Origin of the sequence: Aquabacterium sp., assembly GCF_016234775.1 — a bacterium.
Classification (GTDB): Bacteria; Pseudomonadota; Gammaproteobacteria; order Burkholderiales; family Burkholderiaceae_C; genus Aquabacterium.
This window is the reverse complement of sequence record NZ_JACRAH010000027.1, coordinates 1-24,518: the sequence shown is the minus strand read 5'-3', so window position 1 is coordinate 24,518 and position 24,518 is coordinate 1. Positions and strand designations below refer to the sequence as shown.

The following is a 24,518-nucleotide window of genomic DNA, read 5'->3' as shown; positions in this document are numbered from 1 at the left end:
CCTCAGTGATGAACGCGAAGCGCGTCCGGGTTGACGATGTTCGTCGGTGTGCCCGCAAGAAAGTTCAGGAGGTTGTCAAAGGCCGTACTGAACAACTGCTCGTAGTTGTCTTGCTCGACAAAGCCGATATGTGGTGTGCACACGGCGTTTTCCAGCCGCAGCAACGGGTGTCCTTGCATAATGGGCTCGCTCTCGAACACATCCACGGCTGCCAGTCCTGGTCTCCCCCGATTGAGTGCTGCCACGAGGGCGCCATCGTCGATCAACTCCGCGCGCGATGTATTGACCAGCAGCGAGGTCGGTTTCATTCTGCTGAGATCTTCCAGCTTGATGAGATTCCTCGTGCTGTCATTGAGGCGCAGATGCAGGCTCAGCACGTCGCAAGCCTCAAAAAAGGCTTCCCGCGTAGGGGCAGGGATGTAGCCGTCGGCCTGCGCACGTGCCCTTGACGCTTCGCTGCCCCACACGGTCACATGCATGCCGAACGCCTTGCCGTAACCTGCCACGAGTTGGCCGACGCGCCCATAACCCCAGACGCCCAGCGTCTTGCCCCGCAGCAACATGCCCAGGCCAAAATTCACTGGCATGGACGCCGACTTCAGCCCGGATTGCTGCCACGCGCCATGTTTGAGGTTGCCAATGTATTGGGGCAGTCTGCGCATGGCCGCCATCACGAGCGCCCAGGTCAGCTCAGCGGGCGCATAGGGCGAGCCCAGGCCCTCTGCCACGGCGATGCCTCGTTGCGAGCAGGCGTCGATGTCAATGTGGCTCCCCACCGGGCCAGTCTGGCAGATCAGCCTGAGTTTGGGTAGCTTGTCGAGCAATGACTTCGGAAAGTGGGTGCGCTCGCGTATCAGCACGAGGGCTTCGGCGTCTCGAAGGCGCACTGCCAACTGGCCTGTCCCTTTGACAGTGTTGGTGAAGACTTTGGCGGCAAGGCCATCCAGCTTGGATGCACAGTGCAGTTTGCGGACGGCGTCTTGGTAGTCGTCCAGGATGATGATGTTCATGGGGCTGATTGCAGTCCAGCCTTCATTTTGCTACGGTTGACAACGATCTCGCCCGGCAAGGGGCAAGATTTGTGTCTTTACCAGGTCGTCACTCGGGATGAGCGAGCTTCTTCGCGGACGGATGAGCGCACAGGAAAATGGCTATCCAGGGCATCCAGACGCAGTTGCGCTTCAATCTGCCCACGGTGAACCGAGATCACGCGGAACACATCGGCACGCAGGTGCCAGAGTTCGCGCAAGGAGCGGGCTTGCTCCACCAAGGCCCGAACCTGATTGGCGCGCATGGACTGCAGGTCCCACATGGCGGAGTTGAATTCGGATTTCACCTTGCGCAAGCCCGTGGCGGGTGCAGGTGAGCGAGGCAGCTCATCCATGTCCCACAGCCAGCACCAGAAGCCGGTGATCCATGCTTTCCACATGGGGCGGCTACGCGAAAAGAGGGAAGGGGGCACCACTTCAGTCCTGCGTAGCCCGAGGCTGGACGGCGTGCCTTCATGCTGAAGGACGGTGTCTTGTTCCATTGGCCCGCACTTGATGGACGTCAGCGTTGGCCTGGCGGCCAGCGTCGCCGTCATCTCGGCTGGCGTTGCGGGTGCTGCGTCGTCGTTCGAGAAGAATGTGGATGCCATGTCGCCCTCTGGATTTCCGCTTTACTCAGCGGTTCGTCCTTGGTATCGGCGCTGATGGCATCAGCTTGAGGGCTGGGCAAGGCCTGAAAATGCCCTGAAAAGGCCTGATTCCCACGCTTTGAAACGAAATGCAACGAAGTCGTTCAAGGCGGGAATAAGTCTCGAATGGGGGCTCAAGCCGGGGCCAAGGTGATGTGGCGGGCAGCGTGCCGGGTGGCTTCTTCGGCGCACGCCGAGGCGAGCGTTTCACGCGCGCACGTTTCGCAGCAACCACAGCAGGTTGCCGCGCCGGTTTCCAGTTGGAGCGCCTCGAAAGAGTCGCAGCCGGCCGCGGCCAGACGCTTGATGTCTCGGTCGGAGACGCGGTTGCAGACACAGACAATCATGTTCACCACTCGATCAGGGATGCAATGCGATCATTGTAAATAAGAATGATTCGCATGCAAACACATGATCAAGTGGTTTGTAGGGGCTTGATTGAGCGGATGGGCCCCGTCTGCACCGCGTCAGCTCGATATCTCACCCATGACTGACTGGAGGTAGTTCTGCAGCCCGACCTTGCCAAGTAGGTCGAGTTGGGTCTCCAGAAAGTCGATGTGCTCCTCGGTGTCATCCAGGATCATTTGCAGCAGATCACGGGACACGTAGTCACGCACCGACTCACAGTAGGCGATGCCATCCTTGATCGCGCCTTGGGCGCCAGACTCCAGCTTCAGGTCACAAGACAGGATTTCCGGCACATCCTCGCCAATCATGATCTTGCCCAGATCCTGCAGATTGGGCAGGCCATCGAGCATGAAAATGCGTTCCATGAGTTTGTCGGCGTGCTTCATCTCGCCGATCGACTCCTCATATTCCTTCTTTGCCAGCTTGTCGAAACCCCAGTGTTTCAGCATGCGGTAGTGCAAGAAGTACTGGTTGGTGGCGGTCAGTTCGTTCTTCAACCGGGCGTTGAGGTGTTCGATGACCTTGGGATCGCCTTTCATGGATTTCTCACTCCTTCTTTGGCCCCGGTGGATGGGGTGGATGACTGGATGGTGACAGGATCGGTTATACTCCTAAGGTTTACCCGCAACCACCCCCCGCCTAGCGAAACCCCCTCGTTTCCTTACTGGACTCGAACTTGTCACGCCCATACGACGCTTTTGTAGCGTTGCAAGGTCGTGCGAGGGCAGAGCTGGGCGCGCACAACAAACGGAGAATGAACCCGTGCTGCCCGTACTGCCCCAAGCTCTTCTGGCCCTCGCAGACGGCACGGTCTTTCTAGGCACTTCGATCGGCGCTGCCGGTCACACAGTCGGCGAATTGGTGTTCAACACCTCGCTCACCGGCTACCAGGAAATCCTCACCGACCCCAGCTATTGCCGCCAGATCGTCACACTGACGTATCCGCACATCGGCAACTACGGCGTCAACGGTGAAGACGTCGAAGCCTCGAAAGTCCATGCCGCTGGTCTGATCATCAAGGATCTGCCCATCCGCACTTCCAACTTCCGCCAGACCCAGACTCTGTCGCAGTACCTGCAAGCTGAAGGCACCGTCGGTATCGCCAACATCGATACCCGCAAGCTCACTCGCCTGCTGCGCACCAAGGGTGCTCAGAACGGTGCGATCGTTGCGCTGCCGGTTGGTGAAGCTGTGACCGATGCCGTGATCGCCGATGCCATTGCCAAGGCCAAGGCTGCGCCGAGCATGGCTGGCCAGGACCTGGCCCAGGTCGTGACCCGCACCGAAGCGGCGCAATGGGACGAAACCGAGTGGAAACTGGCCAACGCTGAACTGGGCGGCAAGCCTGGTTTCGGCAAGCAGACCGCGCCTCGCTTCCATGTGGTGGCCTATGACTTCGGCGTCAAGCGCAACATCCTGCGCATGCTGGCCGAGCGCGGCTGCAAGGTCACCGTGGTGCCCGCCAAGACGCCCGCTGCGGACGTACTGAAGTACAAGCCCGATGGCATCTTCCTGTCCAATGGCCCTGGGGATCCCGAGCCTTGCGACTACGCCATCGCTGCGGCCAAGGAACTGATCGAAACCGGCATCCCGACCTTTGGCATCTGCCTGGGTCACCAGATCATGGCCCTGGCTTCCGGCGCCAAGACCTTCAAGATGAAGTTCGGCCACCACGGGGGCAACCACCCCGTGAAGGATCTGGACACCGGTCGCGTCAGCATCACCAGCCAGAACCACGGTTTTGCTGTCGATGAGAAAACGCTGCCCGCCAACCTGCGCGCCACGCACATCTCGCTGTTTGACGGCACGCTGCAAGGCCTGGCCCGTACCGACAAGCCCGCTTTCTGCTTCCAGGGCCACCCTGAAGCTTCGCCCGGACCGCATGACATCAGCTACCTGTTCGATCGTTTCACTGCGCTGATGGAGAAGAACAATGCCTAAGCGCACAGACATCAAGAGCATCCTCATCATCGGCGCCGGCCCGATCATCATCGGTCAGGCCTGCGAATTCGACTACTCCGGCGCACAGGCCTGCAAGGCCCTGCGTGAAGAGGGTTACAAGGTCATCCTGGTCAACAGCAACCCTGCGACCATCATGACGGACCCGAACACGGCCGACGTCACCTACATCGAGCCCATCACCTGGCAGGTGGTCGAGCGCATCATCGCCAAGGAACGTCCTGACGCGATCCTGCCGACCATGGGCGGCCAGACCGCGCTGAACTGCGCCCTGGATCTGCACAAGCACGGCGTGCTGGACAAGTACAAGGTCGAGATGATCGGTGCCAACGAGCACGCCATCGAAAAGGCCGAAGACCGCCTGAAGTTCAAGGACGCGATGACGTCCATCGGCCTGGGTTCGGCCAAGTCCGGCATCGCCCACACGCTGGAAGAAGCCTGGGCGGTGCAAAAGCGCATTCAGGCCGAGATCGGTGGCTCTGGCTTCCCCATGGTGATCCGCCCCAGCTTCACGTTGGGTGGCACCGGTGGCGGCATTGCCTACAACCCTGAAGAGTTCGAAGAGATCTGCAAGCGCGGTATCGACCTGTCGCCCACCAATGAGTTGCTGATTGAAGAGTCGCTCATCGGCTGGAAAGAGTACGAAATGGAAGTGGTTCGCGACAAGGCGGACAACTGCATCATCGTGTGCTCGATCGAAAACCTGGACCCCATGGGCATCCACACCGGTGACTCCATCACCGTGGCCCCGGCTCAGACCCTGACCGACCGCGAATACCAGTTGCTGCGTAACGCATCGATCGCCATCCTGCGCGAAATCGGCGTGGAAACCGGCGGCTCCAACGTGCAGTTCTCGATCAACCCCGTTGACGGCCGCATGGTCGTGATCGAGATGAACCCGCGCGTATCGCGTTCGTCGGCACTGGCCTCCAAGGCCACTGGCTTCCCGATCGCCAAGATCGCAGCCAAGCTGTCGGTCGGCTACACGCTCGACGAGTTGAAGAACGACATCACCGGCGGCGCAACCCCCGCGTCGTTCGAACCCTCGATCGACTACGTGGTCACCAAGATCCCGCGTTTCGCTTTTGAGAAGTTCCCCGCTGCCGACAGCCGCCTGACCACGCAGATGAAGTCTGTGGGCGAAGTGATGGCCATGGGCCGCACCTTCCAGGAATCCTTCCAGAAGGCCCTGCGCGGACTGGAAACCGGTATCGACGGCCTGACCGAGATCAGCAACGATCGAGAAGAGATCCTGCAAGAGATCGGTGAAGCCGGCCCTGAACGCATCCGCTTCCTGGGCGATGCCTTCCGCATTGGTCTGAGCCTGGACGAAGTGTTCGAAGAAACGAAGATCGACCCCTGGTTCCTCGCTCAGATCGAAGACATCGTCAAGACCGAAGCCGATGTCAAGGCACGCAAGCTGGAGTCCTTGAGCGCTGAAGAGATGCGTTACCTGAAGCAAAAGGGCTTCTCGGATCGCCGCCTGGCCAAGCTGATGGGCACCAACCAGCACGACGTGCGTCGCGCTCGTCACGCCCTGAACGTGCGCCCGGTCTACAAGCGCGTGGACACCTGCGCCGCCGAATTCGCCACGCAAACCGCCTACATGTACTCGTGCTACGAGACGCTGGGCGGCGAGTGCGAAGCCGACCCGACGGACAAGAAGAAGATCATGGTGCTGGGCGGTGGCCCGAACCGCATCGGTCAAGGTATCGAATTCGACTACTGCTGTGTGCACGCTGCACTGGCCATGCGCGAAGACGGTTACGAGACCATCATGGTCAACTGCAACCCCGAGACCGTCTCGACCGACTACGACACTTCCGACCGCCTGTACTTCGAGCCCGTGACGCTGGAAGACGTGCTGGAAATCGTGGACAAGGAAAAGCCGGTTGGCGTGATCGTGCAGTACGGCGGTCAGACGCCATTGAAGCTCGCGCTCGACCTCGAAGCCAATGGCGTGCCCATCATCGGCACCTCACCTGACAGCATCGACGTGGCCGAAGACCGTGAGCGCTTCCAGGCTTTGCTGCACAAGCTGGGCTTGAAGCAGCCGCCCAACCGCACGGCGCGTACCGAAGAAGCAGCCCTTGTGCTGGCGCAAGAGATCGGCTATCCGCTGGTCGTGCGCCCCAGCTATGTGCTGGGTGGCCGCGCGATGGAAATCGTGCACGGCGACAAGGACCTGGAGCGCTACATGCGTGAAGCCGTCCGCGTCTCTGACAAGTCGCCCGTGCTGCTGGACCGCTTCCTCAACGACGCGGTTGAAGTCGACGTGGACTGCATCTCCGATGGCACCGATGTGATGATCGGCGGCATCATGGAGCACATCGAACAAGCTGGCGTGCACTCCGGTGACTCGGCCTGTTCGCTGCCTCCGTACACCCTGTCGCAGCCCCTGCAGGAAGAGCTGCGTCGCCAGACCGCCCTGATGGCCAAGGCCCTGAACGTGGTTGGTCTGATGAACGTACAGTTCGCCATCCAGGGTGACGTGACCAAGGGTCTGGACGACGCCACGGTCTACGTGCTGGAAGTGAACCCCCGCGCTTCGCGTACGGTGCCGTACGTGTCCAAGGCAACGGGCCAGCCTCTGGCCAAGATCGCAGCGCGCTGCATGGCCGGCCAGAAGCTGAACACGCAGAAGTCGCCGGATGGCAAGGCGCCTCGCGAAGTCGTGCCACCTTACTTCACCGTCAAGGAAGCCGTCTTCCCGTTCAACAAGTTCCCGGGTGTGGACCCCGTCCTCGGCCCTGAAATGCGTTCGACCGGTGAAGTCATGGGCGTGGGTGTCACCTTCGGTGAAGCCATGCTCAAGAGCCAGTTGGGAGCCGGTTCGCGTCTGCCTGAAAAGGGCACCGTGTGCATCTCGGTCAAGGATGGCGACAAGGCACGCGCCGTGAACGTGGCCCGCGAACTGGTGGCGCTGGGCTTCAGCGTGGTGGCGACCAAGGGTACGGCCGCAGCGATTGCTGAAGCTGGTGTGCCCGTCAAGCCCGTCAACAAGGTCAAGGATGGCCGCCCGCACATCACCGACGCCATCAAGGCTGGTGAGATCCAACTGGTCTTCACGACCGTGGATGAGACGCGTACAGCCATTGCCGACTCGCGCAGCATCCGTCAGGCCGCACTGGCCAACCGGATCACTTACTACACTACCATGGCCGGCTGCGAAGCCGCTGTGGAAGCCATGAAGCACCAGGACGATCTGGTGGTGTATTCACTGCAAGAGTTGCACGCCAAACTGCACTAAACTGCTGTTTCTGACAGGGCTTTTGGCGCCTGTCAGAGAAGCAGACAAGCTACGAGGGCCGCGCCCGGCACCGTCTTCAGGATGGTCAGGTCGCGGCTCCGTTCATTTGTGAAGCCCTGTTCCCGTTGTTGATGGAGCAGGGCGCCTGATTCGATTCAAGAGAGACACGCACTATGTCCACGATTCCCGTTACCAAGCGCGGCGCAGAAATGCTCAAGGAAGAGCTGCAGCGCCTCAAGCACGTTGAGCGTCCAGCGGTGGTGCTGGCCATCGCCGAAGCCCGCGCTCAGGGCGACCTCTCTGAAAACGCCGAGTACGACGCCGCCAAGGACAAGCAAGGCTTCATCGAAGGCCGCATTCAGGAAATCGAAGGTAAGCTGTCGGCTGCCCAGATCATCGACCCCAGTTCGCTGGATGCAGGTGGTCGCGTGGTGTTCGGCGCCACGGTCGAGATGGAAGTTGAAAGCACCGGCGATGTGGTGGTCTACCAGATCGTGGGCGACGACGAGGCCGATCTGAAGGATGGCAAGATCTCCATTGGCTCCCCCATCGCCCGCGCCCTCATCGGCAAGGAGGCTGGTGACCTGGCCACCGTGCAGGCACCCGGTGGTGCGCGCAACTACGAAATCATCGAAGTTCGCTACATCTGATCGAGCGAGAGCATCTCAGCATGAAGTTGTTGCGCTTTCAAGCATGGCTGGCTGCCACCTGGATGGGTGTGATGCTGGCCGTGGGCGGTGTGGCTGCGCCCAGCTTGTTCATGGCTCTGGAGCGTGAACTGGCGGGTAAGGCGGCGGGGCGTATCTTCACCCTGGAGGCGAAGCTCAGCCTGGCTTTCGCCATCGTGCTCTTCATGATCGAGCGCCGTCGGGTTCGGGATCTGGCTGAGTCAGGTCAGACGACCACGGTGATGACCGGCAATCTGCTGATCATCCTGGGGGCCTTGTTCCTGGCCATCTTTGGCGAGTTCGTGATGCACCCGATGATCGAGGCAGCCAAAGCCGGACAGCCTACGCAGCTGTCCTTCGGCGCTTTACACGGGGTGTCTTCGGCGCTGTACTGGTTGCGCGCCGTGCTGGTTGGCTGCCTGGCGTGGCGCCTGACAGCCAACCGAGCCGAGTGATCAGCCAGGCTTCTTGCTGGTCACGCGCTTCTTGGCACGCTTGATCAGGCCGCCAGCGGTCACACGCTGATTGCCCATGACCTGAACCTTCTTCACCTCAGGGCGGCGCAGGCCGCTCTTGGAGAACTTCAGGATCTTGACCTCGCGTGGGCCTGCGCCGCGGTCTTCGCGGGCTTCCACAGGCGCTTTTTCTGGGACAGGGCGCCACAGCACCAGCAGTTTGCCGATATGCTGGATCGGTGCAGCGTCGAGCTTGTCGCACATCTGGGCGTAGATCTCTTCACGGATGGCGCGATCATCGCCCAACACGCGCACTTTGATCAGGCCATGGGCCTTGAGTGCGTTATCGGCTTCCTTCAGCACGGCGGGTGTAAGGCCATCGCCGCCGATCATCACGACGGGGTCAAGGTGGTGCGCATCAGCCCTGTAGGCTCTGCGCTCGGCAGTTGTCAATTGAATAGCAGGCATCCCTCTATTATCGAGCCATGAAAGTCCAAACGAAAAGCAAAAAAGTGAACAAAGCATGGTTGCACGACCATGTCCACGACACTTACGTCAAATTGGCGGGCAAAGAGGGCTACCGTTCGCGCGCTGCTTACAAGCTCAAGGAGATCGACGAGGCCCTCCATTTGATCAAACCTGGTCAGTTGGTGGTGGACCTGGGTGCCTCGCCAGGCGCCTGGAGCCAGTACGTTCGCCGCAAGTTCGCGCCCAAGGACGCCGGAACTGGGGGCGCTGCGACCGGTCAGCTCAACGGAACCATCATTGCGCTGGATCTGCTGGATTTCGAGCCGGTCGATGGCGTGCAGTTCATTCAGGGCGATTTCCGCGAAGACGCCGTGCTGGAGCAGTTGCGCGAAGCGGTCGGCGATCGGCCCGTTGACGTTGTCGTCTCCGACATGGCGCCCAATTTGAGTGGCATCGACGTGTCAGATAGCGCCCGTATTGCGCATTTGGTCGAACTTGCCATCGATTTTGCGCAAAATAACCTCAAAAAGGAGGGGGCGCTGGTCTGCAAGGTCTTCCATGGCAGTGGCTACAGCCAGTTGGTCGAGTTGTTCCGCGAGCACTTCCGCGTGGTCAAGCCGATCAAGCCCAAAGCGTCGCGTGACAAGTCGGCGGAAACCTTCCTGGTGGGTATCGGGCTCAAAAACCGATGAATTTTCTTGATCGGCGTCTTTTAAGTGCTGAAAAGCGGTGCTTCAAATGGGATCGAAATCTGCAGGGTCTCTCTTGACTGATCTAGAATCGTCCCCATGTACCGCGAAGATTGCGTCCAGCGTTTGTCAGATTGGCGAATTCAGATGTGATTTTTGAAACCTGTCGCGGTGGGTTGATACATACAGTGTCAGTCGCGGCGGGTGTGAATGGATTGAAGGAGCCGCGGTGAACAATCAATGGTTCTCGAAGATTGCTGTCTGGCTGGTTGTGGCGCTGGTGTTGTTCACCGTGTTCAAGCAGTTCGATCGTGCCAGTGCAGGTGGTAGCCAGATCGGCTATTCGGACTTCCTGGAAGAGGTTCGCGCCAAGCGCATCAAGAGCGTCACGCTCCAGGAGGGCGGTGGCGGCACAGAGATCATTGCCCGCACGACGGACGACAAGCCCATCCGCAGCACGGCCACTTATCTGGACCGTGGTCTCGTTGGGGATCTGATCAACAACGGTGTCAAATTTGACGTCAAGCCACGCGAAGAGCCCTCGCTCCTGATGAGCCTGCTGGTGTCGTGGGGTCCGATGATCCTGTTGATCGGCGTGTGGATTTACTTCATGCGTCAGATGCAGGGCGGCGGCAAGGGCGGCGCGTTCAGCTTCGGCAAGAGCAAGGCACGCATGCTGGACGAGAGCAACAACAACGTCACCTTTGCTGACGTCGCTGGTTGCGACGAAGCCAAGGAAGAGGTCAAGGAGCTGGTCGATTTCCTGCGTGATCCGCAGAAGTTCCAGAAGCTCGGTGGTCGCATTCCGCGCGGCGTGCTGATGGTCGGCCCTCCCGGCACCGGCAAGACGCTGCTGGCCAAGTCCATCGCTGGCGAAGCCAAGGTGCCGTTCTTCACGATTTCGGGTTCCGACTTCGTTGAAATGTTCGTGGGCGTGGGCGCCGCTCGTGTCCGAGACATGTTCGATCAGGCCAAGAAGAACGCACCCTGCATCATCTTCGTGGACGAAATTGACGCCGTGGGCCGCCATCGTGGCGCTGGTCTGGGCGGTGGCAACGATGAACGTGAGCAGACCCTCAACCAGATGCTGGTCGAGATGGACGGCTTCGAAACCAATATGGGCGTGATCGTGATTGCCGCGACCAACCGCCCGGACATCCTGGATCCGGCCCTGCTGCGCCCGGGTCGTTTCGACCGCCAGGTTTACGTGACCCTGCCAGATGTGCGCGGCCGCGAACAGATCCTGAACGTGCACATTCGCAAGGTGCCCGTTGGTCAGGACGTGCGCGCTGACATCCTGGCGCGTGGCACCCCTGGTTTCTCTGGTGCAGATCTGGCCAACCTGGTTAACGAAGCTGCTCTGTTTGCCGCACGCCGCAATGGTCGTGTGGTCGAGATGCAGGACTTCGAGAAGGCCAAGGACAAGATCATGATGGGCCCCGAGCGCAAGTCCATGGTCATGCCAGAGGAAGAGCGCAAGAACACGGCGTACCACGAAGCCGGTCACGCCCTGGTGGCTCGCCTGCTGCCCAAGACTGACCCGGTCCACAAGGTCACCATCATTCCCCGCGGTCGCGCGCTGGGCGTGACCATGCAGTTGCCAGAAGGTGATCGCTACAGCATGGACAAGAGCCGCATGCTGGATACCATCTCGGTGCTGTTTGGCGGCCGTATCGCTGAAGAAGTCTTCATGAACCAGATGACCACCGGCGCTTCGAACGACTTCGAGCGTGCCACGGCCATCGCCCGCGACATGGTCACCCGCTACGGCATGACCGATGAACTCGGCCCTGTGGTGTATGCCGACAACGAAGGCGAGGTTTTCCTGGGTCGCTCGATCACCAAGACCACCAACATGTCTGAAGAGACCATGCAGAAGGTGGACAAGCAGATCCGCAAGATCATCGATGAGCAGTACGCCATGGCGCGCAAGCTGATCGAGGATAACAAGGACAAGATGCATGCCATGGCGACGGCCCTGCTGGAGTGGGAAACCATCGATGCAGAGCAGATCAATGACATCATGGAAGGTCGCGATCCACGCCCGCCCAAGGACTGGACGCCGCCCAGCAACCGCCCCAGTGGTGGCACCAAACCCCCCGTGAGTACGGACGGTGCGCCTGCTGCAGTCTGATCGCCGGCAACAACACCATCTACGGGGCTTCGGCCCCGTTTTTCATGGCGAACAAGCTCGTCATTGCAGACATGAACATCTGGCAAACCACCCGTTTTCAACTGGATCTGATGAGGCCCTTGATCATGGGCATCGTCAACGTCACGCCGGACTCCTTTTCCGACGGTGGGCAGTTCCTGAACGCTGCCAGTGCCTTGCACCAGTGCGAACGGTTGATACAGGAAGGGGCGGATATCCTGGATATCGGCGGCGAATCCAGTCGCCCTGGTGCGCCGACGCTTTCGGTCGAAGAGGAGTGGCTTCGCCTGGAGGGGGTGCTGAAAGCCGCCGTGAGCCTGGGCGTGCCTGTGTCTGTGGACACCTGCAAGACCGAGGTCATGCGGCGTGCCTTGGACCTGGGGGTGGACATCATCAATGACATCCGTGCGCTCGAAGCCCCTGGGGCCGTCGACCTCGCGGCATCTCATGGACAATGTGGCGTGTGTCTCATGCACATGCAAGGCGATCCCGCCACGATGCAGGCCCGCCCCAGCTATCCCGATGTGGTCTCCGAGGTGAAGGCCTTTCTGACCCAACGGCTGGGCGTACTGTCGGCCTCCGGGGTGTTGCCGGATCGCATTACCCTGGATCCGGGTATCGGCTTTGGCAAGACGCCAGCGCACAATATTGATTTGCTGAAGCGTCAGTCGGAATTGCTTGATCTGGGCCGTCCTTTGCTACTGGGCTGGTCTCGCAAGTCAACGTTGGGACAGATCACTGGCAAGGCCGTTGAGGACAGGCTGGCGGCCAGCGTGGCGGCCGCGCTGGCGGCGGTCACGCGTGGCGCGCGCATCGTGCGTGTTCACGATGTGGGCGCGACTGCGGATGCCCTGAAAATCTGGCAGGCGGCAAATTTGTGTAACTGACAGATATAAGCGGGGGCACAATGTGCAGCCCGGCATCGTGCGAATTCATTTTCAAGAAAACATGGCTCGACAATATTTTGGGACAGATGGTATCCGCGGCACCGTTGGGCAGGCCCCGATCACGCCTGACTTCGTGCTGAGGCTCGGGCATGCGGTAGGCCAGGTGCTGCGTCGCACCGAAAAGCGCCCAACCGTGCTCATTGGCAAGGACACCCGTATTTCCGGCTACATGCTGGAGTCTGCGCTGGAAGCCGGGTTTGCGTCGGCAGGCGTTGACGTGCTGTTGACGGGCCCGCTGCCCACACCAGGCGTGGCCTATCTGACCCGCGCACTGCGACTGAACCTGGGGGTGGTCATCAGTGCATCCCACAACCCTTTTGCAGACAACGGCATCAAGTTCTTCTCCGCCAAGGGTGAAAAGTTGCCTGACGAGTGGGAGCAGGCTGTTGAAGCGGCCTTGAACGACGCCCCCCAATGGGTCGATTCGGTCAACCTGGGCAAGGCGCGCAGACTCGAAGATGCGCGCGGACGCTACATCGAGTTCTGCAAGAGCACCTTCTCGTCCAACATGTCGCTCAAGGGCTTGAAGCTGGTGGTGGATGCCGCTCATGGCGCAGGCTACCAGGTGGCGCCCGAGGTGTTCCATGAGCTTGGAGCGGAGGTCATCTCCATCGGGTGCGCCCCCACCGGTCTCAACATCAACGAGGGTGTGGGTGCCACGCACCCCGAGGCGCTGGTCAAGGCGGTTGCAGAACACGGCGCGCACTATGGTGTTGCACTCGATGGTGATGCAGACCGCCTGCAACTGGTGGATGCGCAAGGGCGCCTGTACAACGGCGACGAGCTGCTTTACGTGATGGTGGCAGATCGCCTCGATCAGGGGGAGCCCGTTCCGGGCGCGGTGGGCACACTCATGACCAATATGGCCATCGAGTTGGCCTTGCAGAACCGTGGTATCGATTTTGTGCGTGCCAAGGTGGGCGACCGATATGTGCTGGAAGAGCTGGTTTGCCGTGGTTGGCAGTTAGGCGGCGAAGGCTCTGGTCACCTCATCGCGCTAGACCGCCATACCACCGGGGATGGCATCGTCAGCGCTTTGCAGGTGCTCCAGGCCGTGGCGCGCAGTGGCAAGCCTCTTGCGCAGTGGCTGGACGGCGTCAACCTTTTCCCCCAACGCCTGATCAACGTGCGCTTGCAAGCTGGCCAGGACTGGCGCAACAGTGCCAAGCTGGCAGATACCCAGAAAACCGTTCTGGCGCAATTGAATGGGCGTGGCCGTGTATTGATTCGCCCCTCAGGCACGGAGCCATTGCTGCGTGTGATGGTGGAGGCAGAAGACCGGGCGCTGGCTGACCAATGCGCGCAAGCGCTGGCTGACGCCGTACAGTCCTGATGGGTTTTCCTCAACGCAAAAAGCCGGCTGTCTTGACCGGCTTTTTCATTGGTCGGTAAGCCTAAGCCCTTGTCTCACTTCTTGGGCGGTGTCAGCAGGCGGTCAATGACGTGAATGACGCCGTTGCCTGAGGTGATGTCGGCCTTGGTAACCAACGCCTCGTCAATGGTGACAAAGTCGCCGGCCTTGGCCACCGTGGCCTTGGCGCCATTGGCCGTGGTGATCTGCTTGCTACCCTCAAAATCGGCGGCCTTCATCAGTCCCGGCAGCACATGGTAGTTCAACACAGCCTTCAGGTGCACGGGATCCTTGGCGAGCTTGTCCAGCGCGGCAGCCGGCATGGCCTTGAACGCCTCATCGGACGGTGCGAAAACGGTGACAGGCCCAGCACCTTCCAGGGTGCTTTCCAGTCCGGCCTGCTTGATCAGCTTGGTAAACGTGCTCAGTTCTGCTTGGGCGCCGGCGGCAACCACCACGTTGGCGGGCGTCGAAACGACCTCGGTGCTGGCGCAACCAGCGAATGTGACAGTCAGGGCGATCAGGCTGCTCAGCAGGACGTGAGGGTGGCGAAGGGTCATGAGGGGTCTCCGTACAAGGTGTTTGCTCCCTGGGATGTTGGGGGGCACGCCGGCACGATAAAGTTGTCATGTGACTGTCACGTGACAACTCAATGACTGAAATGTCATGAAATACATGGTCTCAAGGGACTGTGTTTTCGTGACGATTGTGAAAATTGCTGTCACATACGCGTCACAATTGCGCCCTACAGTTCGCCGCATGGAAATTTGTCTGTCACATGACAGGAAAGGCGTACAAATGAGCTTCAAGATGATTCGCACCACGATGGCTGTGGCCCTGGCTCTGATCTCCAGCAGCGTGATGGCTGATGGCGTGACTGGTGCCGGCGCATCGTTCCCCGCCCCCATCTATTCCAAGTGGGCCGCCGCGTTCAACGCGGCAACGGGCGTGCAAATCAACTATCAGTCGGTTGGTTCCAGTGCTGGCGTCAAGCAGATCAAAGCCAAGACGGTGGATTTCGGTGCATCCGACATGCCGCTCAAGGACGAGGAGCTGGCCAAGGACGGCCTGGTGCAGTTCCCCACCGTGATCGGTGGCGTGGTGCCCGTTGTGAACATCAAGGGCATCACTCCTGGTCAAGTGAAGATGACCGGCGAAGTGCTCGGTAACATCTACCTGGGCAAGATCACCAAGTGGAACGACCCTGCCATTACCGCCCTGAATCCTGGCGTGGCACTGCCCGACGCCGCCATCGCCCCGGTTCGTCGCGCTGACGGCTCTGGCACCAGCTTCATCTTCACCAACTACCTGTCCAAGGTGAATGCCGAGTGGAAGGCCAAGGTTGGTGAAGGTGCTGCAGTGAACTGGCCAACTGGTGCGGGCGGCAAGGGCAACGAAGGCGTGTCCGCTTTCGTGCAACGCCTCCCCAACTCGATCGGCTACGTGGAATACGCCTATGCCAAGCAGAACAAGATGTCTCATGTGGCCCTGAAGAACGCCGCAGGCAACTTCGTGGAGCCTGATGACGCCACGTTCAAGGCTGCTGCTGCCGGTGCGGAATGGAACAAGTCGTTCTACCAGGTGCTGACCAACCAGGCTGACAAGAACGCCTGGCCCTTGAGTGGTGCGACCTTCATCCTGATGCACAAGTCGCAAGACAAGCCTGCACAAGCTGCCAGCACGCTGAAGTTCTTCGAGTGGGCGTATGTCAGCGGTGACAAGACTGCTTCGGATCTGGAATACGTGCCGCTGCCCGCTTCCGTCAAGGATCTGGTGCGCAAGCAGTGGGCCGCTATCGGCGACACGGCTGGCAAGGCGATTTCGTACAAGTGATCGCGCTGAGTTGATGTTCTTGCACAGCCGGGCACTTGTCACGCAGGTGTCCGGCCTTGTTGTTCTATCAAGTAGCACATGACCCGGATGTTCCCCTCCAACGGAGGCACGCTATGACTGCCATTCTTCCTGCTGACATGGATGGTGCGAACGCTCCGCCCGCTCGTGGTACCAAGGGCCACCCTATGACCAATCCTCCTTCGCGTCGTGTGAATGCCCCTTGGGCGGATGCCGTTTTTGCCGGCCTGGCCCGAGCTGCTGCGCTGCTGACGCTGGCCTTGTTGCTGGGCATCATCGTCTCGTTGATCGTGGGGGCCTGGCCCGCCATCAAGACCTATGGTCTCAGCTTCCTGTGGCGCACCGAGTGGGATCCTGTTCAGGAGCAATTCGGCGGCCTGGTCATGATCTACGGTACTTTGATGACCTCGTTCATCGCACTGTTGATCGCTGTACCCGTCTCTTTCGGTATTGCCGTGTTTCTGACCGAGTTGTCGCCTTCCTGGTTGAAGCGCCCGCTAGGTACCGCCGTAGAGTTGCTGGCTGCCGTGCCATCCATCGTGTACGGCATGTGGGGCTTGCTGGTTTTTGGCCCCTTGTTGGCAACCTATGTACAACAACCCCTGCAAAGCCTCACGCAGGGCGTGCCTTATCTGGGCGCGATGTTCAGCGGGCCACCAGTCGGGATCGGCATCCTGTCGGCTGGCATCATCCTGGCCATCATGGTCATCCCCTTCATCGCATCAGTGATGCGTGATGTGTTTGAAGTCACGCCGCCGTTGTTGAAAGAGTCGGCCTATGGCCTGGGCTCCACCACGTGGGAGGTGGTCTGGAAGGTCGTGCTGCCCTACACCAAGACCGGTGTGGTGGGCGGCATCATGCTGGGCCTGGGGCGAGCGCTGGGTGAGACCATGGCTGTGACCTTCGTCATCGGCAACATGAACCAGCTCAACTCCTTGTCGGTGTTCGAAGCTGCCAACAGCATCACCTCGGCCCTGGCCAACGAATTCGCCGAAGCGGGCGAAGGTTTGCACCAGGCCTCATTGATTTACCTGGGGCTGGTTCTGTTCTTCATCACGTTTGTGGTGCTGGCGTTCTCCAAAGTATTGCTGGCCCGCCTCAAGAAGTCCGAAGGAGCGCGTTCATGAACGCCGAACTGCAAGCGCTGCGCGCCCGGCGGTATGCCAGCCGCAAGCGCACCAACTACATTGCCTTGACCTTGTCTCTCGCCGCCATGGCTTTTGGCCTGGTCTGGCTGATCTGGATTCTGGTGGAGACCATTAGGCTGGGTGTGGATGGCCTGACCCTGGCTACCTTCACGCAGATGACGCCACCTCCAGAAGAGGTCGGTGGTCTGGCTAACGCCATCCTGGGGTCACTCATGATGGTCAGCCTGGCCACCTTGATTGGCACGCCTGTGGGTGTCATGGCTGGCGTGTACCTGGCCGAGTACGGTCAGAAGGGCTGGCTTGGCAGCGTGACCCGCTTCATCAACGACATCCTGCTGTCCGCACCCTCCATCGTGGTGGGCCTGTTCATCTACTCGATGGTGGTCGCGCGCATGCACTCCTTCTCAGGTTGGGCTGGTGTGCTCGCCCTGGCGTTGATTGTGGTGCCAGTGGTGATTCGCACCACCGAGAACATGCTGTCACTGGTGCCTGGCGCATTGCGGGAAGCGGCGTACGCCTTGGGCACACCCAAGTGGCGTGTGATCGCCACGATCACGTTGAAGTCGGCTCGTGCCGGTGTGATCACAGGCATCTTGCTGGCCGTGGCGCGCATTTCCGGTGAAACCGCCCCCTTGTTGTTCACGGCACTGTCCAACCAGTTCTGGTCGGCTGACCTCAGCCATCCAATGGCCAGCCTGCCCGTGACGATCTTCAAATTCGCGATGAGCCCCTATGAGAACTGGCAGAAGCTGGCCTGGGCTGGGGTGTTCCTGATCACGGCCGGCGTGCTCGTGCTCAACATCATCGCCCGCACAATGTTCCGCCAGCGCTGATTGGCGCGGCTTTACAAGTTTACGAAAGACCCTGCACCATGGATGCCAAGGTTCAAACTCAGACCCCCGCCAAGGCCAAGCTGGCCGTGCGCAACCTGAACTTCTATTACGGCAAGTTCCACGCACTCAAGAACGTGAACATGGAGTTGCCCGAAAACAAGGTGACGGCCTTCATCGGCCCATCGGGTTGCGGCAAATCCACGCTGTTGCGCACATTCAACCGCATGTTCGAACTCTATCCAGAACAGCGTGCCGAAGGCGAGATCCTGCTGGACGGCCACAACATTCTGAAGTCCAAGGAAGACGTGTCGCTGATCCGTGCCCGTGTTGGCATGGTGTTCCAGAAGCCGACGCCATTCCCGATGTCCATCTACGAGAACATCGCCTTTGGCGTGCGCCTGTTCGAGAACCTTTCACGCGTCGAGATGGATGAGCGCGTGGAGTGGGCACTCAAGAAGGCCGCGCTGTGGAACGAAGCTAAGGACAAGCTCAATCAAAGCGGCTCCGGCCTGTCGGGTGGTCAACAGCAGCGTTTGTGTATCGCACGCGGCATTGCCATCAAGCCCGAAGTGCTGCTGCTGGACGAGCCTTGCTCCGCACTGGATCCGATTTCAACCGGCAAGATCGAAGAACTGATCCACGAGTTGAAGAACGATTACACCGTGCTGATCGTGACCCACAACATGCAGCAGGCGGCACGTTGCTCGGACTACACGGCCTATATGTACCTGGGTGAGTTGATCGAGTTCGGTGCCACCACCGACATCTTCATGAAGCCCAAGCGTACGGAAACCGAGGACTACATCACCGGCCGCTTCGGCTGATGACGGTTGATCCCCCCAATATCAAAAACAGGTTTTCAAAGGAATCTTCGTATGTCCGAGAAGCATTTGTCCAGCCAGTTTGATGTCGAGCTCAGCGGCATTTCCACGCGTGTGCTGGAAATGGGCGGGTTGGTCGAATCTCAGGTCGCGCAGGCCATCTATGCGCTGACTCATTTCAGCGGGGAGACCGCCACGCAGGTGCTGCAAGGCGAGGAGCGCGTCAACCAGATGGAGATGGACATTGATGCAGATCTGTCCACCATCATTGCGCGCCGCCAACCCACTGCACGCGACCTGCGTCTGCTGATCGCCATCTCCAAGACCATCGGCAACCTGGAACGTGTGGGCGATGAGGCTGCGCGTATTGCGCGCACGGTTCAGCGCCTGATCAACACGGGTGTGTCGAGCCGCCTGCGTCTGCCGGTGAGCGACGTGTCATTCGAGGCTTCGCTGGCCACGGCCTCCCTGCGTCGTGCACTGGATGCATTTGCGCGTCTGGACACGCAGACTGCCCTGGAGGTCATCAAGAGCGACAACGAGATTGACGCCGAGTTCGATGGCCTGATGCGCAAGCTCATCACCTACATGATGGAAGACCCACGCACGATCTCTGCGTCGATCGACCTGGTGTTCGTGGCCAAGGCCATCGAGCGCGTGGGTGATCACGCCAAGAACCTGGCGGAGCAGGTCATCTACATCGTCAAGGGCACTGATGTGCGACACAACACGCCTGAGGCGGTTGAGTCGATCATCAAGTAAGTCACCCATTTAAAGCGCAAGCACGGAGAACACTTCATGAGTCGTGTGCTGGTTGTTGAAGATGAAATGGCGATCGCCGAGTTGATCGCCCTGAATCTGCGTCATTCAGGTTTTGATGTGGTCGTAGCCCACAACGCCGATGACGCCCAGAATGAGCTCGACAAGGTGCTGCCTGATCTGGTCCTGCTGGACTGGATGTTGCCCGGCCAATCGGGCCTCGCCTTGGCCAAGCGCTGGCGTAGCGCCACCCGTACGCGTGACTTGCCCATCATCATGCTCACGGCGCGTGCCGAAGAGGTGGACAAGGTCGCGGGCCTGGATGCCGGCGCTGATGACTACTTGACCAAGCCATTTTCGACGCATGAGTTGATGGCGCGCGTACGTGCTGTCTTGCGTCGCAAGGCCCCTCAGGCGCTGGATGCCGCCGTCGAGGTGGCCGGTTTGCGCCTGGATCCTGCTACACGGCGCGTTTGCCGCGGTGAGCACGAGATCAAGATCGGGCCAACGGAATTCAAGCTGCTGCATTTCTTCATGACCCACCCTGAGCGTGTGCACAGCCGAGCCCAGTTGCTGGACCGCGTCTGGGGTGATCATGTCTTCATTGAAGAGCGTACGGTGGACGTGCATGTGAAGCGTCTGCGCGAGGCTTTGTCGCCCGTTCAGCGCTCGCAGCTGATCGAGACGGTGCGGGGTGCGGGCTACCGCCTGACACAACAGGTAGCGGACGTCGCGGCCTGAGTTTCCTCTTCATAAAGAGACATCGTGGATACAAGCGATTCGTGGCTGTTGTCACGTGTAGGCGCGCGTCTGTTGGCGGCGTCAGCGGGCGGCTTCGCGGGCTGGTGGATTGGCAATCAGATCGGATACCCTGCGACCACAGGCATGGCTGCTGCGGCGTCAGCGGTTCTGATCCTGTCGGTGAATGACACGCTCAAGGGACACAGGCTGCTGGACTGGCTGAGAACGCCGGAAGCCGTGCCACCTGATTTGCCCGGCATGTGGGGGGAAGTGGCCCACCGCGTGCAGCGCGTCGTGCATCTCAAAGACGTGCGCATTGCCGAAGAGCGAGCGCGTCTGCGCGAATTTCTGTCCGCAATCGAGGCATCGCCCAATGGCGTGATGCTGCTTGATGCCAATGATCAAATCACCTGGATCAGTTCTGCAGCGGCCGACCACTTTGGCTTGAACCCTCAGCGAGACCTGATGCAACGTGTGACCAATCTGGTCCGTCAGCCTGCATTCGTTCAGTACCTCGCTGCTGGAGACTACCGTGACGTGGTGAAGTGCCAGGTGAGCCATGGCAGGCAAACCGTGCTGCAGATTCTGGTGCGTGTGTACGGTGACGGATTGAAGCTGGTGCTGTCCCAGGACATCACGGAACGGGAGCGCTCCGATACCATGCGACGAGACTTCGTGGCCAACGTATCTCACGAGATCCGCACACCGCTGACTGTACTGAACGGCTTCATCGAAACATTGGGCTCATTACCGCTGACCGAGGTAGAGCGCAAGCGCGTGATCACCTTGATGATGCAGCAGTCTGAGCGGATGCAAGGTCTGGTCAGTGATCTGCTGACTCTAGCTCAGATCGAGGGTAGCCCAAGGCCCGCATCGGATCGCTGGATCAAGGTGGACACACTGATGGCGCGCATAGAGACAGATGGCAGGGGGCTATCCCGCGACCGTCATCCTATGACATTCGTGACCGAGGCCGGTGGCAAGCATTGCGAGATCGCCGGTATCGAGAGCGAATGGCTCAGCGCCATGGGCAACCTGGTTTCCAATGCCGTCCGCTACACCCCGGAGGGCAAGGCGATCGATGTGCGATGGCAGACGTTGCCAGATGGCAGTGCCGAGTTCAGTGTGAAAGATGGCGGCATCGGTATTGCCCCCGAGCACATCCCTCGCCTGACCGAGCGCTTCTATCGAGTGGATGGCAGTCGGTCACGAGAGACGGGAGGGACAGGCCTTGGCTTGTCCATCGTCAAGCACGTGGTGCAGCGTCATGGCGGTGAACTTCGCATTACCAGTGAGGCTGGTAAAGGCTCGACGTTTACGCTGTCACTGCCAGCCGTTCGTTCGCGCCTTGTTTGACGGGCTGATGCTCAGTCAACGGCGCGTGGTGCGCGCTTGTAAATCACGATCTGCTCGGAGTTGTGTGTGCGCTGGTTGTATTGCACGATCAGGCGCCAACTTTCTACTGCTGGCGCTTTCGCATGTGCGGGTACGCGGAGCACAAGCCATGGGCAGGATGCTGCCGACACACCCGCCGAGGCAAGCGGGAGGCCGTTGACGCGATGGTGGCCAAAATATTCCATGGCCGTCAGCAAACCAACCGGCGCACCTGGCGCGCAAATCTGCTGGCCTGAAGGAATGTGTGGCGCCATGCGCGCCATGACCAGGCGATAGCTGCGCGCCTGGTCCAGCAGCGGAAGCCACAAGGTCATGAAGAGCAACCAGCATAGCGCAACACCCCCTGCGGGCAGCACCAGACTTTTCCAAAGTGCATGTGTCTGACGAGCAGTGCGCCACCTGACCAGTCCCAGCCAGAGCAGCGTACCCAGCGCGGCCACGATCAGTGCCAGCCAGGAAAAATGAGGCAAGTAGCCGGGCACCAGTTTGGCCACATTGCCTGCGACCTTGACCGGCACACCTTTGTGCATGGCCAGGTAAATGACCCATATCCCGGCGGCACATGCGGTGAAGAAGCAGACGGAGAACCAATCGATCGCCGAGCCCAGGCTACGCTGCAGGATGGGCAGGGCAAAAGCGGCGAGTACGGCCAACGGTGGCAGCGCAGCAAGCAAGGCGCGCTCGTTGGCCCCCATGGCCATGGATGCCGCAAAGCCGACGGTGGCCGCCAGCAAGGGCACGGCAATGTGACGCCGCCAGATCTGCCGACGCCAATGCCAGACGGTCAGGATGGCAAGCGGCAGCGTTGGCCAGGTAAACCAACTCACGAGCTGGAGGTATTCTTTAAGACTGAAGTCTGGGTCGAGGCGCCATGCCCAGCCAGACAAGCCGGCTGCACTCAGGCCGCTGGCAAGTCCCAGTGCCAGCACACTGGCCAGCAAGACCCAGATGAGGTGGGCTTTCATGGTGGCGTGCCTGGATCGCACGCAGACCACCAGGCCGGCCATCCCAAGCAAGCCCGCGACAACCGGGCTACCACTGGCTGCCATCACGGGTAGCGAGATCAACACCGCCAGTCTGGCCTGCCTTGGTTTGCGTTGAACCGCTGACAGGCTGAACAAAAACAGGGTGCTGCCGGTCAACTGCAACAGTTCAGGTGTGGTTTCATGCCCGAGTTGCAGGAGACCCAGGCTGGCAATCAAGGCCAGCAAGGCGCCGTCAGCCACGGCGCGAGCATAGTCATGCGGCTTGGCCTCTCCACCAAAAGCCAGTGGCAGGGGCTGGGCGGCGTCAGTCAAAGCCAGGTTGTAGCAGGCATACCAGGTCAGCGCCAGGATGGCCACCAGCAGCAGCGCAAATGGGATACGCGCGGCAACAGCAGGGTCGACCCAGGGGCTCAGTACAGAGATAAAGGCACCGCCGAGCCAGTAGGGCAGGATGCCGCCGGAGGTAGGCAAAACGCCGCCTACATTGGGATGCAGCCAGGACGCCTGTCCCAATGCCAGGCTCCACATGTGGCCGAACGAGGTGATGTCTTCGTTTTTCCAGGGATCACGGCCCAGCAGGCCGGGAATCACATAGGCCGCACAGAACAACACGAGCGCCCACCGAGGAAGGCGCTGCACCGCCTTCTGGGTGACCAGGGCGGGGGAGATGACCGGGGCATGCGAACGGGCGTTCATGCGGGCAAAGTCAGGCTGTGCGAGCGCTGGCGTACAGGGTAGGGCACAAATGCAAAAGGGCAGCCAGAGCTACCCTTTCGATGTGAATCAGCAGGCCGCAAGCAATGAAGCCATGCGCGGCCAGGCTGATTACTTGCGGAACTGAGCGAACTTGGTGCGGAACTTTTCCACGCGGCCGCCCAGGGAGTCCACAGACTTCTGAGTACCTGTGTAGAAAGCGTGCGATTCCGACGAGGTTTCCAGCTTGAACAGGGGCAGTTCACGGCCGTCTTCCAGCTTGGTGGTTTCCTTGGTAGGAGCGCACGAGCGGGTCACGAACTTGAAACCGTTGGATTGGTCCACGAAAACGACTTCGCGGTAGTTAGGGTGGATACCTTGTTTGGGCATATCAAAACCTCTTGCTGCTGTTTGCATCATCGGGAGCCATCAGGCACCATGCCTGACACTTTCCGACAGCCGGAAAACCTTGGAGTATAGCACACCCCCTACGCGCTTTGCGCGCCCCCTCAAGGGGGCACCACTGGCGGACCGGCGAAGCCGGATCCGCGGTGGTCGCTGGGGGTGGCTTGCCTTACTTCAACCACCCCTACGCATCATGTCGAAGAAGTCGTGGTTGTTCTTCGTCGAGCGCATCTTGTCCAGAACGAACTCCATCGCCTCGATTTCGTCCATCGGGTAGAGCAGCTTGCGCAGAATCCAGCTCTTTTGCAGGATGTCCGACTTCAGCAGCAGTTCTTCGCGACGGGTGCCCGACTTGTTGATCAGGATCGAAGGGTAGACGCGCTTTTCGGCCATGCGACGATCCAGGTGGATTTCGCAGTTGCCGGTGCCCTTGAATTCTTCGTAGATCACTTCATCCATGCGGCTGCCGGTGTCGATCAGGGCGGTGCCGATGATGGTCAGCGAACCGCCTTCCTCGATGTTGCGGGCCGCGCCGAAGAAGCGCTTGGGGCGCTGCAGGGCGTTGGAGTCCACGCCGCCCGACAGGACCTTGCCGGAGCTGGGCAGCACGTTGTTGTACGCGCGGGCCAGACGTGTGATGGAGTCCAGCAGGATGACCACGTCCATCTTGAGTTCGACCAGGCGCTTGGCGCGCTCGATCACCATTTCGGCAACCTGCACGTGACGCTGGGCGGGTTCGTCGAAGGTCGAGCTGATGACTTCGCCGCGCACGGTGCGCTGCATTTCGGTCACTTCCTCAGGGCGCTCGTCCACCAGCAGCATGATCAGATGCACTTCGGGGTGGTTGGCAACCAGGGCGTG

At 60.2% G+C, this 24,518-nt stretch carries 24 protein-coding genes; 15 read left to right on the top strand and 9 right to left on the bottom strand.

Annotation, left to right across the window (positions count from 1 at the left end; translation table 11 throughout):
- Positions 1-2: 2 nt before the first annotated feature.
- The 4 genes from HY836_RS08000 to bfr form a co-directional block, all read right to left on the bottom strand.
- A complete protein-coding gene (locus HY836_RS08000; protein WP_290675267.1) occupies positions 3-1,010 on the bottom strand; it encodes a D-2-hydroxyacid dehydrogenase family protein in 1,008 nt (335 codons plus the stop codon).
- 77 nt (positions 1,011-1,087) lie between these two features.
- Positions 1,088-1,639 (bottom strand): hypothetical protein, encoded by a 552-nt coding sequence (locus HY836_RS07995; protein ID WP_290675265.1) that lies wholly within the window; start codon positions 1,637-1,639, stop codon positions 1,088-1,090.
- A gap of 173 nt (positions 1,640-1,812) precedes the next feature.
- Positions 1,813-2,025, bottom strand: a complete 213-nt coding sequence (locus tag HY836_RS07990; protein WP_290675263.1) for a (2Fe-2S)-binding protein — start codon at positions 2,023-2,025, stop codon at positions 1,813-1,815.
- 120 nt (positions 2,026-2,145) lie between these two features.
- Positions 2,146-2,625 (bottom strand): bacterioferritin, encoded by a 480-nt coding sequence (gene bfr, locus HY836_RS07985; RefSeq protein ID WP_290675261.1) that lies wholly within the window; start codon positions 2,623-2,625, stop codon positions 2,146-2,148.
- Positions 2,626-2,848: 223 nt separating this feature from the next.
- On the opposite strand from bfr, the gene carA reads away from it, so the two are divergent.
- From carA to HY836_RS07965, 4 genes are all read left to right on the top strand, one after another.
- Complete coding sequence (gene carA / locus HY836_RS07980; protein WP_290675259.1) at positions 2,849-4,027, top strand: glutamine-hydrolyzing carbamoyl-phosphate synthase small subunit; 1,179 nt, start codon at positions 2,849-2,851, stop codon at positions 4,025-4,027.
- Positions 4,020-7,295, top strand: coding sequence for a carbamoyl-phosphate synthase large subunit (carB, locus tag HY836_RS07975; protein ID WP_290675257.1), 3,276 nt, complete (start codon positions 4,020-4,022; stop codon positions 7,293-7,295). Before carA ends, carB begins: the two co-directional genes overlap by 8 nt.
- Before the next feature lie 173 nt (positions 7,296-7,468).
- Entirely contained in the window at positions 7,469-7,945 is a 477-nt protein-coding gene (greA, locus tag HY836_RS07970) for a transcription elongation factor GreA (protein WP_290675255.1), read from the top strand.
- Positions 7,946-7,965: 20 nt separating this feature from the next.
- A complete protein-coding gene (locus HY836_RS07965; RefSeq protein WP_290675253.1) occupies positions 7,966-8,418 on the top strand; it encodes a DUF4149 domain-containing protein in 453 nt (150 codons plus the stop codon).
- Here the strand turns inward: HY836_RS07965 and HY836_RS07960 are convergent, their stop codons facing one another.
- Positions 8,419-8,886: a YhbY family RNA-binding protein gene (locus HY836_RS07960; protein WP_290675251.1), complete on the bottom strand. Its 468-nt coding sequence runs from the start codon at positions 8,884-8,886 to the stop codon at positions 8,419-8,421.
- A 17-nt stretch (positions 8,887-8,903) separates the two neighbouring features.
- On the opposite strand from HY836_RS07960, the gene HY836_RS07955 reads away from it, so the two are divergent.
- The 4 genes from HY836_RS07955 to glmM all read left to right on the top strand — a co-directional run bounded on the left by HY836_RS07955 (position 8,904) and on the right by glmM (position 14,007).
- Positions 8,904-9,578 carry an RlmE family RNA methyltransferase gene (locus tag HY836_RS07955; RefSeq protein ID WP_290675249.1) on the top strand — a complete coding sequence of 225 codons (675 nt, stop codon included), beginning with the start codon at positions 8,904-8,906 and terminating at the stop codon, positions 9,576-9,578.
- A gap of 226 nt (positions 9,579-9,804) precedes the next feature.
- Positions 9,805-11,709, top strand: coding sequence for an ATP-dependent zinc metalloprotease FtsH (gene ftsH / locus HY836_RS07950; RefSeq protein ID WP_290675247.1), 1,905 nt, complete (start codon positions 9,805-9,807; stop codon positions 11,707-11,709).
- 44 nt (positions 11,710-11,753) lie between these two features.
- Positions 11,754-12,614 carry a dihydropteroate synthase gene (gene folP, locus HY836_RS07945; protein WP_290675245.1) on the top strand — a complete coding sequence of 287 codons (861 nt, stop codon included), beginning with the start codon at positions 11,754-11,756 and terminating at the stop codon, positions 12,612-12,614.
- 61 nt (positions 12,615-12,675) lie between these two features.
- Positions 12,676-14,007, top strand: a complete 1,332-nt coding sequence (glmM, locus tag HY836_RS07940) for a phosphoglucosamine mutase (RefSeq protein ID WP_290675243.1) — start codon at positions 12,676-12,678, stop codon at positions 14,005-14,007.
- A gap of 74 nt (positions 14,008-14,081) precedes the next feature.
- Here the strand turns inward: glmM and HY836_RS07935 are convergent, their stop codons facing one another.
- Positions 14,082-14,585: a fasciclin domain-containing protein gene (locus HY836_RS07935; protein WP_290675241.1), complete on the bottom strand. Its 504-nt coding sequence runs from the start codon at positions 14,583-14,585 to the stop codon at positions 14,082-14,084.
- 250 nt (positions 14,586-14,835) lie between these two features.
- Between HY836_RS07935 and pstS the strand changes: the two genes are divergently transcribed.
- The 7 genes from pstS (at position 14,836) to phoR (ending at position 21,534) form a co-directional block, all read left to right on the top strand.
- Positions 14,836-15,858, top strand: a complete 1,023-nt coding sequence (gene pstS, locus HY836_RS07930) for a phosphate ABC transporter substrate-binding protein PstS (RefSeq protein WP_290675239.1) — start codon at positions 14,836-14,838, stop codon at positions 15,856-15,858.
- Between the two features lie 185 nt (positions 15,859-16,043).
- Positions 16,044-17,003 (top strand): phosphate ABC transporter permease PstC, encoded by a 960-nt coding sequence (gene pstC / locus HY836_RS07925; RefSeq protein ID WP_290675237.1) that lies wholly within the window; start codon positions 16,044-16,046, stop codon positions 17,001-17,003.
- Complete coding sequence (gene pstA / locus HY836_RS07920; RefSeq protein ID WP_290675235.1) at positions 17,000-17,857, top strand: phosphate ABC transporter permease PstA; 858 nt, start codon at positions 17,000-17,002, stop codon at positions 17,855-17,857. The genes pstC and pstA overlap by 4 nt, the downstream gene beginning before the upstream one ends.
- A gap of 38 nt (positions 17,858-17,895) precedes the next feature.
- A complete protein-coding gene (gene pstB / locus HY836_RS07915; protein ID WP_290675234.1) occupies positions 17,896-18,681 on the top strand; it encodes a phosphate ABC transporter ATP-binding protein PstB in 786 nt (261 codons plus the stop codon).
- Positions 18,682-18,732: 51 nt separating this feature from the next.
- Complete coding sequence (gene phoU, locus HY836_RS07910) at positions 18,733-19,440, top strand: phosphate signaling complex protein PhoU (RefSeq protein WP_290675232.1); 708 nt, start codon at positions 18,733-18,735, stop codon at positions 19,438-19,440.
- Between the two features lie 36 nt (positions 19,441-19,476).
- Positions 19,477-20,178: a phosphate regulon transcriptional regulator PhoB gene (gene phoB, locus HY836_RS07905; RefSeq protein WP_290675230.1), complete on the top strand. Its 702-nt coding sequence runs from the start codon at positions 19,477-19,479 to the stop codon at positions 20,176-20,178.
- A 24-nt stretch (positions 20,179-20,202) separates the two neighbouring features.
- Positions 20,203-21,534, top strand: a complete 1,332-nt coding sequence (phoR, locus tag HY836_RS07900; RefSeq protein WP_290675228.1) for a phosphate regulon sensor histidine kinase PhoR — start codon at positions 20,203-20,205, stop codon at positions 21,532-21,534.
- Positions 21,535-21,545: 11 nt separating this feature from the next.
- On the opposite strand, the gene HY836_RS07895 is transcribed toward phoR, so the two are convergent.
- The 3 genes from HY836_RS07895 to rho all read right to left on the bottom strand — a co-directional run.
- Complete coding sequence (locus tag HY836_RS07895; RefSeq protein ID WP_290675226.1) at positions 21,546-23,255, bottom strand: hypothetical protein; 1,710 nt, start codon at positions 23,253-23,255, stop codon at positions 21,546-21,548.
- Positions 23,256-23,384: 129 nt separating this feature from the next.
- Positions 23,385-23,642, bottom strand: coding sequence for a type B 50S ribosomal protein L31 (locus HY836_RS07890; RefSeq protein WP_290675224.1), 258 nt, complete (start codon positions 23,640-23,642; stop codon positions 23,385-23,387).
- Between the two features lie 189 nt (positions 23,643-23,831).
- The coding region (rho, locus tag HY836_RS07885; protein WP_290675222.1) for a transcription termination factor Rho at positions 23,832-24,518 on the bottom strand (687 nt) is incomplete at its 5' end.